Annotated in this window: 11 protein-coding genes and 1 pseudogene; 4 read left to right on the plus strand and 8 right to left on the minus strand. The window is 66.8% G+C overall.

Annotated features, from left to right (window positions below; genetic code table 11):
- Positions 1-343: 343 nt before the first annotated feature.
- On the minus strand, positions 344-715 hold the full coding sequence (locus tag FHS02_RS21210; RefSeq protein ID WP_137316445.1) for a DsrE family protein: 372 nt from the start codon (positions 713-715) through the stop codon (positions 344-346).
- Positions 716-838: 123 nt separating this feature from the next.
- Positions 839-1738 carry a LysR family transcriptional regulator gene (locus FHS02_RS21215; RefSeq protein ID WP_137316444.1) on the minus strand — a complete coding sequence of 300 codons (900 nt, stop codon included), beginning with the start codon at positions 1736-1738 and terminating at the stop codon, positions 839-841.
- Between the two features lie 151 nt (positions 1739-1889).
- Between FHS02_RS21215 and FHS02_RS21220 the strand changes: the two genes are divergently transcribed.
- The 4 genes from FHS02_RS21220 to FHS02_RS21235 all read left to right on the plus strand — a co-directional run bounded on the left by FHS02_RS21220 (position 1890) and on the right by FHS02_RS21235 (position 7248).
- Positions 1890-2816 carry a PNPOx family protein gene (locus FHS02_RS21220; RefSeq protein WP_137316443.1) on the plus strand — a complete coding sequence of 309 codons (927 nt, stop codon included), beginning with the start codon at positions 1890-1892 and terminating at the stop codon, positions 2814-2816.
- 70 nt (positions 2817-2886) lie between these two features.
- Positions 2887-3366, plus strand: coding sequence for a nuclear transport factor 2 family protein (locus FHS02_RS21225; RefSeq protein WP_137316442.1), 480 nt, complete (start codon positions 2887-2889; stop codon positions 3364-3366).
- 167 nt (positions 3367-3533) lie between these two features.
- Positions 3534-3728 carry a hypothetical protein gene (locus tag FHS02_RS21230; protein WP_137316441.1) on the plus strand — a complete coding sequence of 65 codons (195 nt, stop codon included), beginning with the start codon at positions 3534-3536 and terminating at the stop codon, positions 3726-3728.
- Between the two features lie 205 nt (positions 3729-3933).
- The gene (locus FHS02_RS21235) at positions 3934-7248 is read left to right on the plus strand and encodes a PAS domain-containing protein (protein WP_183444264.1); all 3315 of its coding nucleotides are present in this window, start codon (positions 3934-3936) and stop codon (positions 7246-7248) included.
- Between the two features lie 192 nt (positions 7249-7440).
- Here the strand turns inward: FHS02_RS21235 and FHS02_RS21240 are convergent, their stop codons facing one another.
- The 6 genes and pseudogenes from FHS02_RS21240 to FHS02_RS21260 form a co-directional block, all read right to left on the minus strand.
- The gene (locus FHS02_RS21240; protein WP_137317704.1) at positions 7441-8271 is read right to left on the minus strand and encodes an alpha/beta fold hydrolase; all 831 of its coding nucleotides are present in this window, start codon (positions 8269-8271) and stop codon (positions 7441-7443) included.
- A 338-nt stretch (positions 8272-8609) separates the two neighbouring features.
- Entirely contained in the window at positions 8610-9338 is a 729-nt protein-coding gene (gene phnF, locus FHS02_RS21245; RefSeq protein ID WP_137316439.1) for a phosphonate metabolism transcriptional regulator PhnF, read from the minus strand.
- An 83-nt stretch (positions 9339-9421) separates the two neighbouring features.
- Positions 9422-10264 (minus strand): phosphonoacetaldehyde hydrolase, encoded by an 843-nt coding sequence (phnX, locus tag FHS02_RS32125; protein WP_260115660.1) that lies wholly within the window; start codon positions 10262-10264, stop codon positions 9422-9424.
- Positions 10244-11347: pseudogene (locus FHS02_RS32130) on the minus strand (2-aminoethylphosphonate--pyruvate transaminase); the annotation flags it as partial. The gene phnX and the pseudogene FHS02_RS32130, both read right to left, overlap by 21 nt.
- A gap of 25 nt (positions 11348-11372) precedes the next feature.
- A complete protein-coding gene (locus tag FHS02_RS21255) occupies positions 11373-13079 on the minus strand; it encodes a putative 2-aminoethylphosphonate ABC transporter permease subunit (RefSeq protein ID WP_229422378.1) in 1707 nt (568 codons plus the stop codon).
- Positions 13076-14185, minus strand: a complete 1110-nt coding sequence (locus tag FHS02_RS21260) for a putative 2-aminoethylphosphonate ABC transporter ATP-binding protein (protein WP_137316437.1) — start codon at positions 14183-14185, stop codon at positions 13076-13078. The genes FHS02_RS21255 and FHS02_RS21260 overlap by 4 nt, the downstream gene beginning before the upstream one ends.

Raw genomic sequence — 14185 nt, forward strand, 5'->3', positions numbered from 1 at the left:
GAGCATTCCGGACCGAAGTCCGGAGGCACATCACATCAAACGCCCACACTTATCGACTGTTGATTGTTAAAGAATTCTGCCCTTGAAGGCCTTGCCGCGTTGTCGACAAATCGTTGTGTTTGTCAGCAGCAGAGAAGCGAGATTATCGGGTGTTTCTTGCGAACCGTCAACCCCACTTCTGTCTCACATCAACTTGCCTGTTTCACTTTCGTGACAGAGCGTTGCTGCGAGGGACAGAACTATAGCAAAGCAAAATCATCCCGGCAATACCCTCGCAACATTTTCTTTGCCGATGCAAGGACGACACCGCGCGACCTGGCGGCCGCGCCCTCGATGCCGCCGCTCAGAACATGAACACCGTGTACCCATCCGCGGCGATCCGCGCGATGCTCGGCAACCCCGACGTCCCCGGCACGCTGTTATCGGTGATCAGGTCGAACCCGGCCTTTTCCACTTCCTCCCTGGCGCCGAACACGTCGGCGCAGCCGCAAGAAATGCCGATCACCCGGTCTTCCACTTCCTTGTACAGCGCATGGACCGGGTGCGCGGGATCTTGCAGAACGCCCGGCCAGCGGGTGCCGGTCCCCTGGAAGTAGATGCCCACTTCGGTGTCCTTTTGCTTGAAGTCATAGGCGGCGGCCAGGCCGTTGAACATGCGGCCCAGCGCTTCCTCGCCGGCTTTGGGATCGGACAGGATTATGATGGCGGCTTTCATGACGGTTTCCCTTTGAAGTTTGGCCCGCTGCGGCATGCAGCGGATGAGACCATTCTAGGCAGCAGGAAACTGCAAGAAAACGCCGTCGCCATCAATACATTATTGCGCCACGCGAAATGCCGCTTATTGAAGGTGCCGGTGGGCGCGCAGGTGTTCGGCCAGCAGGTCGATGAAGTTGCGCACCTTCGCGGAGCCGAATTTGCTTTCGCGGTGCACCACGTGCACGGGCCACGGCGCCTCTTCGTAGTCGTCGAGGATGATTTGCAGCCTGCCCGCATTGACATCCTCGGCGACCTGGTAGGACAGCAGCCGGCAGATGCCCAGGCCGGACGTGGCGGCCTCGATCGCCGCATCGTTGCTGGACACCGTCAGGCGCGGCCGCAGGCGCACCAGCGTGGGATCGTCGACGGCGCCGAACTTCCATTCCACGCGCGGCGAGATGCCGGTGGCGGCGATGATCGTGTGGCGCAGTAGGTCGGCCGGATGCTGCGGCATGCCATGGCGCGCCAGGTAGTCCGGCGCAGCGCACAGCACGCGGCGCACCTGTCCCACGCGCAGCGCCTTCAGGCTGGAGTCGGGCAGGTGCCCGATGCGGATCGCCACGTCGACGCCTTCGTCCACCAGGTTCACGATGCGGTCCAGGAACAGCGCCGACACTTCCACTTCGGGGAAATCGTTCAGGTAGCGCAGGATGCAGGGCATCACGAACTTCTTCCCGAACAGGACGGACGCCGTCACCGACAGGTTGCCCTTCGGCGCGGAATTCACGCCGGCGGCAGCTTCGTTCGCCTCCTCGATGCTGGCGAGGATGCTGCGCGTGTCGTCCAGGTAGCGCTGCCCGGCCTCGGTGAGGCGCACGTTGCGGGTCGTGCGCATCAGCAGCCGCACGCCCAGCTGCTCCTCCAGGCCGGCGATGGCGCGCGTGACCGCGGCCGGCGACAGGTCGAGGCGGCGCGCCGCCGCGGCGAACCCTTCCTCCTCGCCGACCGCCACGAAGACGTTCATCAGATGTATCTGGTCCACGCGTTTCTCCTTGCGAAATAATGTCTTGCGCCGGATGGCCATTCCAGCATCGCCCATTATTTCGCAGAATAACGTCACCAGCGAACCAACCGCCGGATTACGAACACAGCTCTTCATAATGGGAGACGCCGGCGCGAACAGGGAGAACACCATGAACGAGGCCTCTGTCTTCCATGACGGCGAGCGCACGATACAGGCGCTGGCCGGCGAGACCACCATCGCCGACCGCAATATCGCGATGCTGTCGGATACCGTGATCGGCGGCGCCCGCCCCTTCATCGCCAGGCAATTCATGGCCGTACTCGCCAGCACCGACGCCGCGGGCGCAGTATGGGCCTCCGTCATCTTCGGCAAGCCAGGCTTCCTGCACACGGACGACAGACATGCGATCGCGATCGACTTGCCGCACAAGGAACGCGACCTGGCCGACCCGCTATGGGAAAACATGGCGGCGATCGCAGATGTGGGCATGCTGTTCATCGAGCTGGGATCGCGCCGGCGCTATCGCGTGAACGGCACTGTTCGGCGGCTCGACGGGTGCGGTGCCGAGGTGGCGATTCGCGAGGCATATCCGAACTGCCCGAAGTACATCCAGCGCCGGCACCTGCGCCAGCTGGGCGAGCCGCGGCTGCCGGTCCAGGCGGCGCATGGCACCGTGCTGCGCGGCGGCGCCGCGAATATCGTGGCGCGTGCCGACACGATCTTCCTGGCCAGCCGCCACGAGCGCACGGGTGCCGATGCCTCGCACCGGGGCGGCCAGCCCGGCTTCGTGAAACTGGTCGACGACACCACGCTGCGCATCCCCGACTACCGCGGCAACAGCCTGTTCAACACGCTCGGCAATATCGAGGCCGACGGCCGCGCCGGCATCGCCATCCTCGACTTCGAGAACGGCCAGGTACTGCAACTGACCGGCAGCGCCACCGTGCTGTGGAACCAGGACGACCCGCACGGCGAAACGGGCGGCACGCGGCGCTACTGGGAATTCAAGGTCGCAAGCTGGATCCTGCGCGACCTGCCTCACGCGCTGCAATGGGAATACCTCGACGCTTCGCCGTTCAATCCGGTCGCCGCATGAGGAAGACACCGGCCGCCTGCCATGCAGGGCAGAATAGGGCCGGAATTTTGATTTCAACCTGGAGACCGCCATGCATACCAATATCGAACCCCGGCCGCCATTGCCGCCATTTACCCGCGAAAGCGCCGTCAAGAAAGTACGGCTTGCCGAGGATGGCTGGAACTCGCGCGATGCCGCAAAAGTGAGCCTGGCTTATACGCCGGACAGCCGGTGGCGCAACCGCGCCGAATTCGTCAATGGCCGGGAAGAGATCGTGCAGATGCTGTCCCGCAAATGGGCGAAGGAACTGGAATATCGGCTGATCAAGGAACTGTGGGCTTTCGACGGGAACCGTATCGCCGTACGCTATGCCTACGAGTGGCACGACGATTCGGGCAACTGGTTCCGTTCTTATGGCAACGAAAACTGGGAATTCGACGAACGGGGCCTGATGGCGCGCCGCTTTGCCTGCATTAACGATCTGCCGATCAGGGAAGAAGAGCGGCTGTTCCGCTGGCCGCAGGGGCGGCGGCCGGACGATCATCCCGGGCTGAGCGACCTGGGGCTGTAAAAAAAATCAACGACGCAGATAAAAAAAATGGCCGGTGCATCGCACCGGCCAAAATCCAATTCTGTGAAGAGTTGGAGGAGACAGGAGCATCTTCCCATTTAGTTCGCCATCTCGCCAATTGATTGTTCAGATAGCGATCATCACTGGCATGAATGAACGAATAATGAATGCAAGCGACTGATCCGCGCTGCGGGCCCTGCCGGACATTTTTTACAGCGAAAAACCATATCCGGCATCCCGGGCAGCATCTTCGCCATCGCCATTTCTGCAGCATCGGCCACGCAGATAACAACCATCCGCGCATTTTCACGGCCGCCAATAAAAAAACAGGCAAAAAAAAAGCCGGCTATCGGCCGGCTTGAATCCAATTCTAGTAGAGAGTTGGAGGAGACGGAAGCATCATCCCATGTCCACCCGATATACGCCAATTGATTGTCGGGATAGTGCTCATCACTGCGGTGAATAATGAAACCCGCTCACGTGTTTCATGCATGTCTGCCGTTTTCCCGTCATTTTGACTATCCGTTACCATGTCCCATCGCCAACGCTTTTCCGGACATGCCCGTAATGCACCCCGAAGGTAACGCCACTGCCGGCCAGGAAAACCACGCTGGCCAAAGCCCGCCGGCAACCGCCGCCGCGCTGGAAACAAGACCTTGGGTGGACGAGGAACTGCGGCAGTTGATCGACGCGATGCCGCTGGTGGTATGGGTAACGGACAGCGTGGGCCGGGTGCAGTTGTTCAACCAGCTCTGGCGCGACTATACGGGGCTGGCCTTCGACCACGAGACCGCGGCCGCCGTGGCGGCTGATGTCATCCATCCCGACGACCGGGCGATCACCATGGAACGCTTCGAACAGGCCTTGCAGACCGGCGGCATGTTCCTGGTCGAACACCGCGTGCGCGACCGCCATGGCGAGTATCGCTGGCTCGTCGCCAGGGCAACGCCCTTCCGGGATCCGGCCAGCGGTGCCATCACGCGCTGGCTCGGCGTATCGACCGACATCCACGACCGCAAGCAGGAAGAGGAAGGCCGCAGGCAGTTCGCCGCGCGGCAGAGCTTCCAGCTGGCGCTGGCGGACCGCATCCGGCCGCTGCTCGACCCGGCGGAAGTGATGACCTCCGCATGCGAGCTGCTGGGCCGGCTGCTCGGCGCCACGCGGGTAACCTACGGCGAACTGGAAAACGCCGGCGCGGTCATCGCGATGAACGGCAACTGGACGGACGGCTCGGTCCCCTCCCTTGCGGGGCTGCGCCTGACGATCGACGATTTCGGCCCGTCGGTCGGTGCCGCGCTGCGCGCCGGCGAGATCGTGGTGGTGGCCGACGTCACCGCGGAAGAGCGGCTGGCTTCCTTCCGCGACCAGTACGCCGCCAGCGGCATCGGCTCCTACATGGGCATTCCGCTGATGAAGCGCGGTGTGCTGCAGGCGATCCTGAGCGTGCATGACTCGGCGGCCCACGCATGGACAGGCAACGACGTCGACATGGCGCGCGACATGGTCGACCGCACCTGGGCCGCCGTGGACAGTGCGCGGGCACAGCTGGCCGCGCGCGAGAACGCCAGCCGCGTGCAGCTGGCACTGGCCGCCGGTGCCATCATCGGCACCTGGTTCTGGAATGTGCCGAACGACCGGTTCACCGTCGATGAAGCGTTCGCGCATGCGTTCGGACTGGATCCCGCGCTGGGCCGCGCAGGGCTGCGGCTGGCGCAAGTCGTGGCGACCGTCCACCCGGACGACCTGGCGGGGTTGACCGCCGCGGTCCGCCAGGCCATCGAACGGGGTGGCCAGTTCGCGCACCAGTACCGCGTGCGGCGCGCCGACGGCCGCTATTACTGGCTGGAGGCCAACGGCCGTGTCGAACGCGATGCCGCCGGCAATGCGCTGGCATTTCCCGGCGTGCTGCTCGACGTGGAGGGGCGCCGCGCGGTGGAGGCGGAACGGGACCGGGCGCTGCAGACGCTGCGCGTGCTGAACGCCGACCTGGAACGCAAGGTGACGGAACAGCTGCTGGCGCGCGGCCGCACGTGGCAAGTCAGCCCGGACATCCTGGCCGTGCTGAATGCGGACGGCTATGTCGAGGCATCCAATCCCGCCTGGAAGGCGACGCTGGGCTGGACAGCGGAAGACCTGGCCAGTGCGCCGCTGCTCGACTTCGTCCATCCGGACGACCGGGCGGGCGCGCGGGACGAATGGCGCATGGCCACAGGGCACGACGCGCCGGCACTGCGTTTCGAGCACCGCTACCGGTGCAAGGACGGCGGCTGGCGCTGGCTGTCGTGGGTGGTCGTGCCCGACGAGGGCAAGCTGTATTGTTCGGCCCGCGACGTGACGCTGGACCGGCGCGCCCAAGCCGAACTCATCACGCGCACCGAAGAACGCGACCGCATGTGGAACACGTCGCCAGACCTGATGCTGCTGATCGACTTCGACGGCTACCTGCGCCGGGTGAATCCGGCATGGACACGGCTGCTGGGCTATACGGCCGATGAACTGGTGGGTCGGCACGTCAATGCGTTCGTGCTGCCGGAGGACCATACTTCCACCGTGGATGCCTATGTCGCGGCGGCCGGCGGCGGCACGCCGCAGATCGTAAACCGCTACCGCCACAAGGATGGCTCGCTGCGGTGGATCGCCTGGGTAGCGGCGCCGTTCGGCGACACCACGTATGCCACCGGCCGGGACATCACGCTGGAGCGCGAACGCCAGGCGGCGCTGGAGCAGGCCCAGGACCAGCTGCGCCAGTCCCAGAAGATGGAAGCGGTGGGCCAGCTGACGGGCGGCCTGGCGCACGACTTCAACAACCTGCTGGCCACCATCATGGGCGGGCTGGAGCTCTCCGCCATCCGCATCCGCCAGGACCGGCCGGACGAAGTGGAACGCTACATGGGCATGGCGATGGGCGCCACCCGCCGCGCCGCCGCGCTCACGCACCGGCTGCTCGCCTTCTCGCGAAGGCAAACGCTCGCTCCGGTCGCCACCGACGTGAACGCGCTGGTCAACGGCATGCTGGAGATGATCCGCCGCACGGTGGGGCCCGGGGTGCAGGTCGACGTCGAATCGACGACGCCGTTATGGACGGTGCTCGCCGATCCTTCCCAGCTCGAAAACTCGCTGCTGAACCTGTGCCTGAACGCACGCGACGCCATGCCCGATGGCGGGCGCATCGTCATCAAGACCGGCAACCGCCATGTCGATCGCGCAAGCGCGGCGGCGCATGGCATCGACGCGGGCGAATACCTGGCGCTGTGCGTGACCGACACCGGCACCGGCATGACACCGGAAGTGATGGCCAAGGCCTTCGAGCCGTTTTTCACCACCAAGCCGCTCGGCCAGGGCACCGGGCTGGGACTGTCGATGATCTACGGCTTCGCGCGGCAATCCGGCGGGCATGCCAGCATCGCTTCCCAGGTGGGCAAGGGGAGCGAGGTGTGCATGCTGCTGCCCCGCCACCATGGCAACGCGATACCGGCTGCCGCCGCGCAGGCACCCAGCCTGGAACCGGCCGCCGGCACTGGCAGGACAGTGCTGGTGGTGGACGACGAACCGGACGTGCGCCAGCTGGTGGTGGACGTGCTGCGCGAACTGGGGCACGTCGCGATCGAAGCGGCGGACGGCCCGGCCGGGCTGCGCGTGCTGCAATCGGACGCCCGCATCGACCTGCTGATCTCCGACGTGGGGCTGCCCGGGCCGATGAACGGGCGGCAGATGGCCGATGCCGGGCGGACCGGGCGGCCGGGGTTGAAGGTGCTGTTCATCACCGGCTATGCGGAGGCGACCCTGCTCAACAACGGGCAGCTGGAAGCGGGCATGGCCGTGCTGTCGAAGCCATTTCCGCTGGAAGTGCTGGCGGCAAGGGTCAGGGAGATGGCCGGGTAGCTTCAGGCAAAAGCTCCGGGCAAAAGCTTCAGGCAAAAAAAAGCCGGCATCGAGGCCGGCTTGAATCCAGTTCCCTGTGGGGACTTGGAGGAGACACCTGGATCATCCCATGTCAACGGCCAGCAGGCCAATTGATTGTCGGGATAGTGCTTATCAGTGCCGTGAATGAAGGGTGGCCATTCACGCGCCCGTTCAGCCCTTGATGAAGGCGAGGATGTCGGCGTTGATCACGTCCGCATGCGTGGTGGGCATGCCGTGCGGGTAGCCCTTGTAGGTTTTCAGCGTGCCGTTTTTCAGCAGCTTGGCGGACAGCGGGCCGGAATCGGCATACGGCACGATCTGGTCGTCGTCGCCGTGCTGCACCAGCACAGGCAGCGTGATTTTCTTCAGGTCTTCGGTGAAGTCGGTCTGCGAGAACGCCACCACGCCATCGTAATGCGCCTTGGCACCGCCCATCATGCCCTGGCGCCACCAGTTCTGGATGATGCCTTCCTGCGGCTTGGCGCCCGGGCGGTTGAAGCCGTAGAACGGGCCGGCCGGCAGGTCGCGGTAGAACTGCGCGCGGTTGGTGGCCACCTGCTGCTGGATGCCGTCGAACACGTCCTTCGGCAGGCCACCGGGATTCGAGGCCGACTTGACCATCAGCGGCGGCACCGCGGCGATCAGCACGGCCTTCGCGGCGCGCTTCTCGCCATGGCGCGCCAGGTAGTGCACCACTTCGCCGCCGCCGGTCGAGTGGCCGACGTGGATCGCGCCCTTCAGGTCCAGGTGCTGCACCACGGCCGCCAGGTCGTCGGCATAGTGGTCCATGTCGTGGCCGGTCGCCACCTGGCTGGAACGGCCGTGGCCGCGGCGGTCGTGGGCAACCACGCGGAAGCCCTGCGCCAGGAAGAACATCATCTGCGCATCCCAGTCGTCGGAACTGAGCGGCCAGCCGTGCGAGAACACGATCGGCGTGCCGCTGCCCCAGTCCTTGTAGAAGATCTCGACGCCATCCTTGGTGGTGACAAAGCCGGTTTTCATGCGCGTGGTTCCTTTCGTGGGTGTTGCGCCCGCCGCCTGGGCGGGTGCGATTGTGTTCATCCATGCCAGCGGCAATGCCGCCGCGCCGCCGCTGGCGAGCAGGACTTGCCGACGTTTCCGGTTGATATCCTCGTTCTGGTTGGTCATGTTCTGATGCTCCTGTTTTTGTTCGCGGCGGGCCGCCGAAAGGCCCTGGCCGCGAATGACGCTGGGTGGATTGGCATGCGACGCGATTGCCAATGCGGTCATTGTGGGCGCGAAGGCGCCGGCGGGGTAGCCACCAAAGGTATAGGCGGGAACAGAAAAAAAGGGGGATGCGGCGGGGATGAGTGCGGCCGTCAGTCCGGCTCGATCACCAGCTGGACGGCGGCGCTGCTGAAGCTGGAGATGCCGTACTCGAACGGCTTGCCTTCCTGGTCGACGTAGACGGTTTCCACGTACAGGATCGGCAGCGAGGCCGGCTGGCCGAGCTGCTGCGCCACCTCGCTGCCCGGCATGCGGGCCGTGATGCGGCTCAGTTTGCGCTGGAACTGCGGGATGCCGAACCGCGCCAGCGCGACATGGGTCTTGCCGGCTTCCCGGTAGGCCTCGCCGAAGCCTTCGAAGCGCGGCAGCGGGAAGTACTGCGTGCACACGCCGATCACCTTGCCGTCCACCACGTCCAGCGAATCGATGGCCAGCGTTTTCGCGCGCGATGAGAGTTCCAGCAGCGCGGCGATGTCGGCTGGCGGCCGCACGCTTTCCCAGCCGAGGATCTCGCTCTTGCCGACGCGGCGCGCCTTGACGACGCTATGCGCCAGGCGGGTGCGCCGGCCGATCCGGTAGTCGAGGAAGTCCTCGCGCACGAAGGTGCCGCGGCCATGAACCACTTCCACCATGCCCTGCTCGACCAGCGCCTTGACCGCCTGCCGCACCGTATGGCGGTTGACGGCGAAGCGCTCGGCCAGCTCGGTTTCGTTCGGCAGCCGGCCGAGCAGGCGGCCAGCGAGGATATCGCTGCCAAGCGACTCCTGGATCTGCTTCCAGACGGTGGTGCCGGCCTGGCGAACGATCAAATTTTCGGACATTCAGCAGCACTCCATCGGGCGGAAAACACACCGCGGCGATTGTCGCATATTTGCACTGGGCGCGGTGGCGGCCATCGGGGCGTTCAAGGCCGCTCGCCCCGTGCCAGCCGGGCATCGATCCGCGCGATCGCTTCGGGCAGGTCGGCGATCGTGCCGATGACGTAGTGGGCGCCGGCCGCCCGCAGCGTGGCGGCCGCGGCGTCGAAGCGCCGTTCGCGTTCGTCCTGCGGCAGGGCCGCCAGCTCCTGCTCCGCCAGGCCGACTTCGTTGCCGGACAGCGCGACACCCACCGTCCACATGCCGGCCGCCAGGCCTTCGGCGATGCCGGGCACGGTGTCGTCGACTTTAACGCAGGCCCGCACGTCGGTCACGCCCAGCGCCACTACGTTGTCCAGCGCCATCCATGGTCCCGGGCGCCCGCCGGCCGGCAGGTCGTCGGTGGCGACGACGTGGTCGACCACCAGTCCGTCGGCCGCGGCCCTCGGCAGCAGCCGGTCCACCACCACGCGCGGATAGCCGGTGCACGAGCCGATCTTCACGCCCTGCGCGCGCAACGCCGCCAGCACATCCACCGCGCCGGCGATCGGCGCCGAGTACTGGCCCACGCGCTCGACCTGCAGCGGCAGGAAGGCGCTGTACAGCGTGTCGACGTCGCTGTCCGTCATCGGCGCGCCGAAGCGCTGCTGCCAGCGCTGGGCCACGCCTTCCTGGCGGCCGAGCGCCTGGATATGGTCCCATTTGGCCAGGCCCATCGGCACGCGCGCTTCGGCCAGCGAGATGCGCACGCCGAAGCCTTCGAAGGCGTCGATCAGCACCTGTGTCGGCGCGAAGGAGCCGAAATCCACCATCGTGCCGGCCCAGTCGAAGACGACGGCCTGCACCCCGCCTTCACAGGGCGCCGCGCGGCGCGGCCGCGAGATGCCCATTTCGCCCAGCACGGTGGCCACCGCGGCGACCGCGCGCTCGATGTCGGCGGGTTCTATGGCGCCGATGCAGCCGACACGGAACGTCTCCACCGCGGTGAGCTTGCCCGGATACAGGATCACGCCGTGCTCCTTGACGCGGCGATAGAACTCGCCGAAGTTCCAGTTCGGATGGTCCGGCGCATACACCGTGACGATGATGGGCGCCTGCACCTCGGCCGGCAGGAAAGAGCGCAGGCCGATGGCCGCCAGCCCTTCGACGAGCGCCTTGCAGTTGGCGCTGTAGCGGGCCAGCCGCGCGGGCTGTCCGCCCTGCTCTTCATACTGGTCCAGCGCGCAATCGAACGCGGCCACCACGTGGGTCGGCGGCGTGTAGCGCCATTGGCCGGTGCGGTGCATGTAGCGCCACTGGTCGTGCAGGTCCAGCGAGAGCGAGTGAGCGCGCCCCTCGGCCTGTTCGAGCGCGGCGCGGCGCACCAGCACGAAGCCCATGCCCGGCACGCCTTCCAGGCACTTGTTACTGGAGCCGATCACCGCATCGAACGCCAGCTCGCGGCACGACAGCGGCAAGGCGCCGAAGGCGCTCATCGCGTCGATCACCAGCGCGCGGCCGGCCGCGCCCACCTCGGCGGCGATGGCCGGCAGCGGATTGAGGATGCCGGTGCTGGTTTCGCAGTGGATCACGCCGACGTGGGTGATGTGCGGATCGGCGGCCAGCCGCGCCCGCACGACGGCCGGATCGACGGCCGACGTCTCGCCGAAATCCTCCACCTCGACGCGGCGGCCCATGACGGCGGCCAGCTGCGCCATGCGCTTGCCGTAGGCGCCATTAGCCAGCACCAGCAGCTTGCCGTCGCGCGGCACCAGGGTGCCGATGGCCGCTTCCACGGCAAAGGTGCCGGAGCCCTGCAGCGGCACGCAGACATAGTCGTCGCCGCCGTCGATGATGCCGACCAGGCGGCTGCCGATGCGCGCGGTCAGCGCGTTGAAGTCGCCGTCCCACGAACCCCAGTCGTACTGCATGGCGTTCTTGGTGCGGGCGGTGGTGGTCAGTGGACCAGGAGTCAGGAGCAGTGGTGCTTGCATGGTGTAGTCGAGAGAGGTGAAAAAATCAGTTGGCGCGCCAGCGTTGCAGGCGGCGCCCGCAGTACCAGCCGATGGCGTTCAGCAGCAGCGAGACCGCTCCGGAACAGGCGACGATCAGCGTGGCCATCGCCGCGGCGGCGGCGGTATCGCCGGCATCGTCCATGTTGAGCACGGCCAGCGAGGCCAATTCGGTCTCGGGGCTGTAGAGGAAGATCACGCAGCTGACGGTGGTCATGCTGGAAACGAACAGGTAGCGGAAAACATTCAGCAGCGACGGCAGCACGATGGGCAGCGTGACGCGCAGGCAGCACACCCACCAACCCTGCCCAAGGCTGCGCGATGCGGCTTCGATCTCGCCGTCGATCTGGCGCAGCGACGTGGTCAGCGTCATGTGGGCGGTGGTGTAGAAGTGGCAGATGCACGACGCCGCCATCAGCGTCATGCCGCCGTACAGGCCATGCAGCGGGTTGGCGGGATGGCTGAAGAACATGGCATAGCCCAGCCCCAGCACCATGCCCGGCACCGCCATCGGGATGACGGCGATGGCGCGCACCAGCAGCGCCGCGCCGGGCGCTACCGGCAGCTTTTCCAGCAGGTAGGCGTTGACGAACACCAGCAGCGTGCCCGCGAGTGCGCTGGCGCCGGACAGCACGAAGCTGTTGCGGAACGCTCCCCAGCCGCCGCCATCCTGGTGCTCGAAATCGAAGTGCGCCAGCGTCAGGCTCATGTCGTACGGCCACAGCTTGATGAAGGCGGCGGCCACCGCCGCGCCGGCCAGCGCCAGCAGGAACACGGCGACCGCGCCACAGGCCAGCGAAAGCAGCATGTCGCGCCCGGCGTGCGGCCTGGCGTGGTATTGCACGGAGCGGCCCGTCATGCCGGCCTGCGCGCGCCGGGCCACGCGGCGCTGGATGGCGAAGCTGGCCAGCGCCGGCAGCAGCAACAGCAGGCCGACGACGGCGCCGCGCTCGAAGTCATGCTGGCCGATCACCTGCTTGTAGGCTTCCAGCGCCAGCACGTTGGTCTGGCCGCCGATCACCTTCGGCACGCCGAAATCCGTGGCGGCCATGGTCAGCACCAGCGTGGCAGCCGAAACCAGGCCATAGCGAGCATTGGGCAGCGTGATCGTGACGAAGCGCCGCAGCGGGCCGGCGCCCAGCGTTTCGGCGGCCTCGTAGAGCCGCGCATCGGCCACCGACAGCGCCGCCGTCAGCACCAGCAGCGCATGGGGAAACGTGTAGAAGGCTTCGCCCAGCACGATGCCGAGCGGTCCGTAGATGCTGGCGCCACCCGCAAAGACGGCTAGCCAGCCCTTCAGCAGCCCCTGGTTGCCGAACAGGTAGACCAGCGAGATGGCCGGCATCAGCGACGGTGCCAGCAGCGGCGCAAGGCAGACCAGGCGCAGCACCGGCTTGCCGGCGATGCGCGAACGGGTCAGCGCGAACGCCACCACGAAGGCTGCCGGCAGCACCAGCGCCAGCGTCGCCACCGCGATCGCCAGGCTGTTCCATGCCGCGGCCTGGATGCGCGGTTCGGCCACCGTGCGCGCGATATCCGCGATACCGGCCCTGGTGAGAATGGCCAGCAGTGGCAGCACGAGAAACGCCAGCAGCGCGGCAAGGCACAGCCATTGCAGCAGCGCCGCGAAGCGGTCGTCGGCGCCGCGCACGCCGGGCATCGCCGCGCGCGGAAGCGCCGGCAGCAGCGCAGGCAGGAAGGAGCGGTTGTTCATGCCGCACCATCGACGAAGTAGCGCACCGCATGCGGTGCGATCGATACCGGCACGCGCGCGCCCGGCACCAGCAGCGCGTAGCCTGGGTCGTTGCGCGACACGTCCACCGTCAGCAGGGCATCGCGGTCGGCCGCCAGCGACAGCACGGCGCGGCGCACGCCACCAAGGAAGTCGACCCGCTCGACGATGGCCATCGTCATGCTGCCGCCGGCCGACCAGTGCGGTTCGACACGGATATCCTCCGGCCGGCAGAACGCCGTCGCGGCAGGCACCCCGGTCGGCAGGCTGCGGCCGAACGACAGGTCGCCCGAACGGACCACGCCTTCGTCGTCCTGGCGCACCGGCAGCCAGTTGGCGCAGCCGATGAATTCGGCGACGAAGCGGCTGGCCGGTTCGCGGTAGACCTGTTCCGGCGTGCCCACTTGCTCGACGCGGCCGGCGGACATGACGGCGATCGTGTCGGCGAGCGCCAGCGCTTCTTCCTGGTCGTGCGTGACCATGATGGCCGTCACACCGAGGCGGCGCTGCAAGGCCTTCAGTTGCTGGCGCAGGCTGTCGCGCACGCGGGCATCGAGCGCCGACAGGGGTTCGTCCAGCAACAGCAGGCTGGGCGACGTTGCCATGGCCCGCGCCAGCGCCACGCGCTGCTGCTGGCCGCCGGAGAGCTGCGCCGGATACTGCTCCTGCCGGCCATCGAGCTCCACCATCTGCAGCAGCTGCTCGACGCGCGCGGCGCGTTCCCGGCGCGGCAGCCTCAGGCCATAGGCCACGTTTTCCGCCACCGTCAGGTTGGGAAACAGTGCATACGACTGGAACACGATGCCGTAGTCGCGCTGCGCGGGCGGCAGCGCGCCGATATCGCGGCCGCCCATCACCACGGTGCCGCCGTCTTGCGCCTCCAGCCCGGCGATCACGCGCAGCAGTGTGGTCTTGCCGCAGCCGGAAGGGCCGAGCAGGCACAGGAACTCGCCGCGCCGCACCGACAGGTCGATATGGTCCAGCACCACGGCGCCGCCGAAGCGCTTGCTGACGCCGTCGATGCGCAGCCAGGCGGCTTGCGGCGCGGCCGTTTCAGCATCGGCCAGCAGGAGGTCGGTCTGTTTCAT

The sequence above is a fragment of the Pseudoduganella umbonata genome (assembly GCF_014192225.1).
Classification (GTDB): domain Bacteria; phylum Pseudomonadota; class Gammaproteobacteria; order Burkholderiales; family Burkholderiaceae_D; genus Rugamonas; species Rugamonas umbonata.

Coding starts and splice junctions, on each gene's coding strand:
- FHS02_RS21230 (WP_137316441.1), top strand. CDS start 3,534: ATGCAAGCGACTGATCCGCGCTGCGGGCCCTGCCGGACATTTTTTACA.
- FHS02_RS21240 (WP_137317704.1), bottom strand. CDS start 8,271: ATGAAAACCGGCTTTGTCACCACCAAGGATGGCGTCGAGATCTTCTAC.
- FHS02_RS21255 (WP_229422378.1), bottom strand. CDS start 13,079: ATGAACAACCGCTCCTTCCTGCCTGCGCTGCTGCCGGCGCTTCCGCGC.
- FHS02_RS21220 (WP_137316443.1), top strand. CDS start 1,890: ATGAACGAGGCCTCTGTCTTCCATGACGGCGAGCGCACGATACAGGCG.
- FHS02_RS21210 (WP_137316445.1), bottom strand. CDS start 715: ATGAAAGCCGCCATCATAATCCTGTCCGATCCCAAAGCCGGCGAGGAA.
- FHS02_RS21235 (WP_183444264.1), top strand. CDS start 3,934: ATGCACCCCGAAGGTAACGCCACTGCCGGCCAGGAAAACCACGCTGGC.
- phnX (WP_260115660.1), bottom strand. CDS start 10,264: ATGGGCATCTCGCGGCCGCGCCGCGCGGCGCCCTGTGAAGGCGGGGTG.
- phnF (WP_137316439.1), bottom strand. CDS start 9,338: ATGTCCGAAAATTTGATCGTTCGCCAGGCCGGCACCACCGTCTGGAAG.
- FHS02_RS21260 (WP_137316437.1), bottom strand. CDS start 14,185: ATGAAACAGACCGACCTCCTGCTGGCCGATGCTGAAACGGCCGCGCCG.
- FHS02_RS21225 (WP_137316442.1), top strand. CDS start 2,887: ATGCATACCAATATCGAACCCCGGCCGCCATTGCCGCCATTTACCCGC.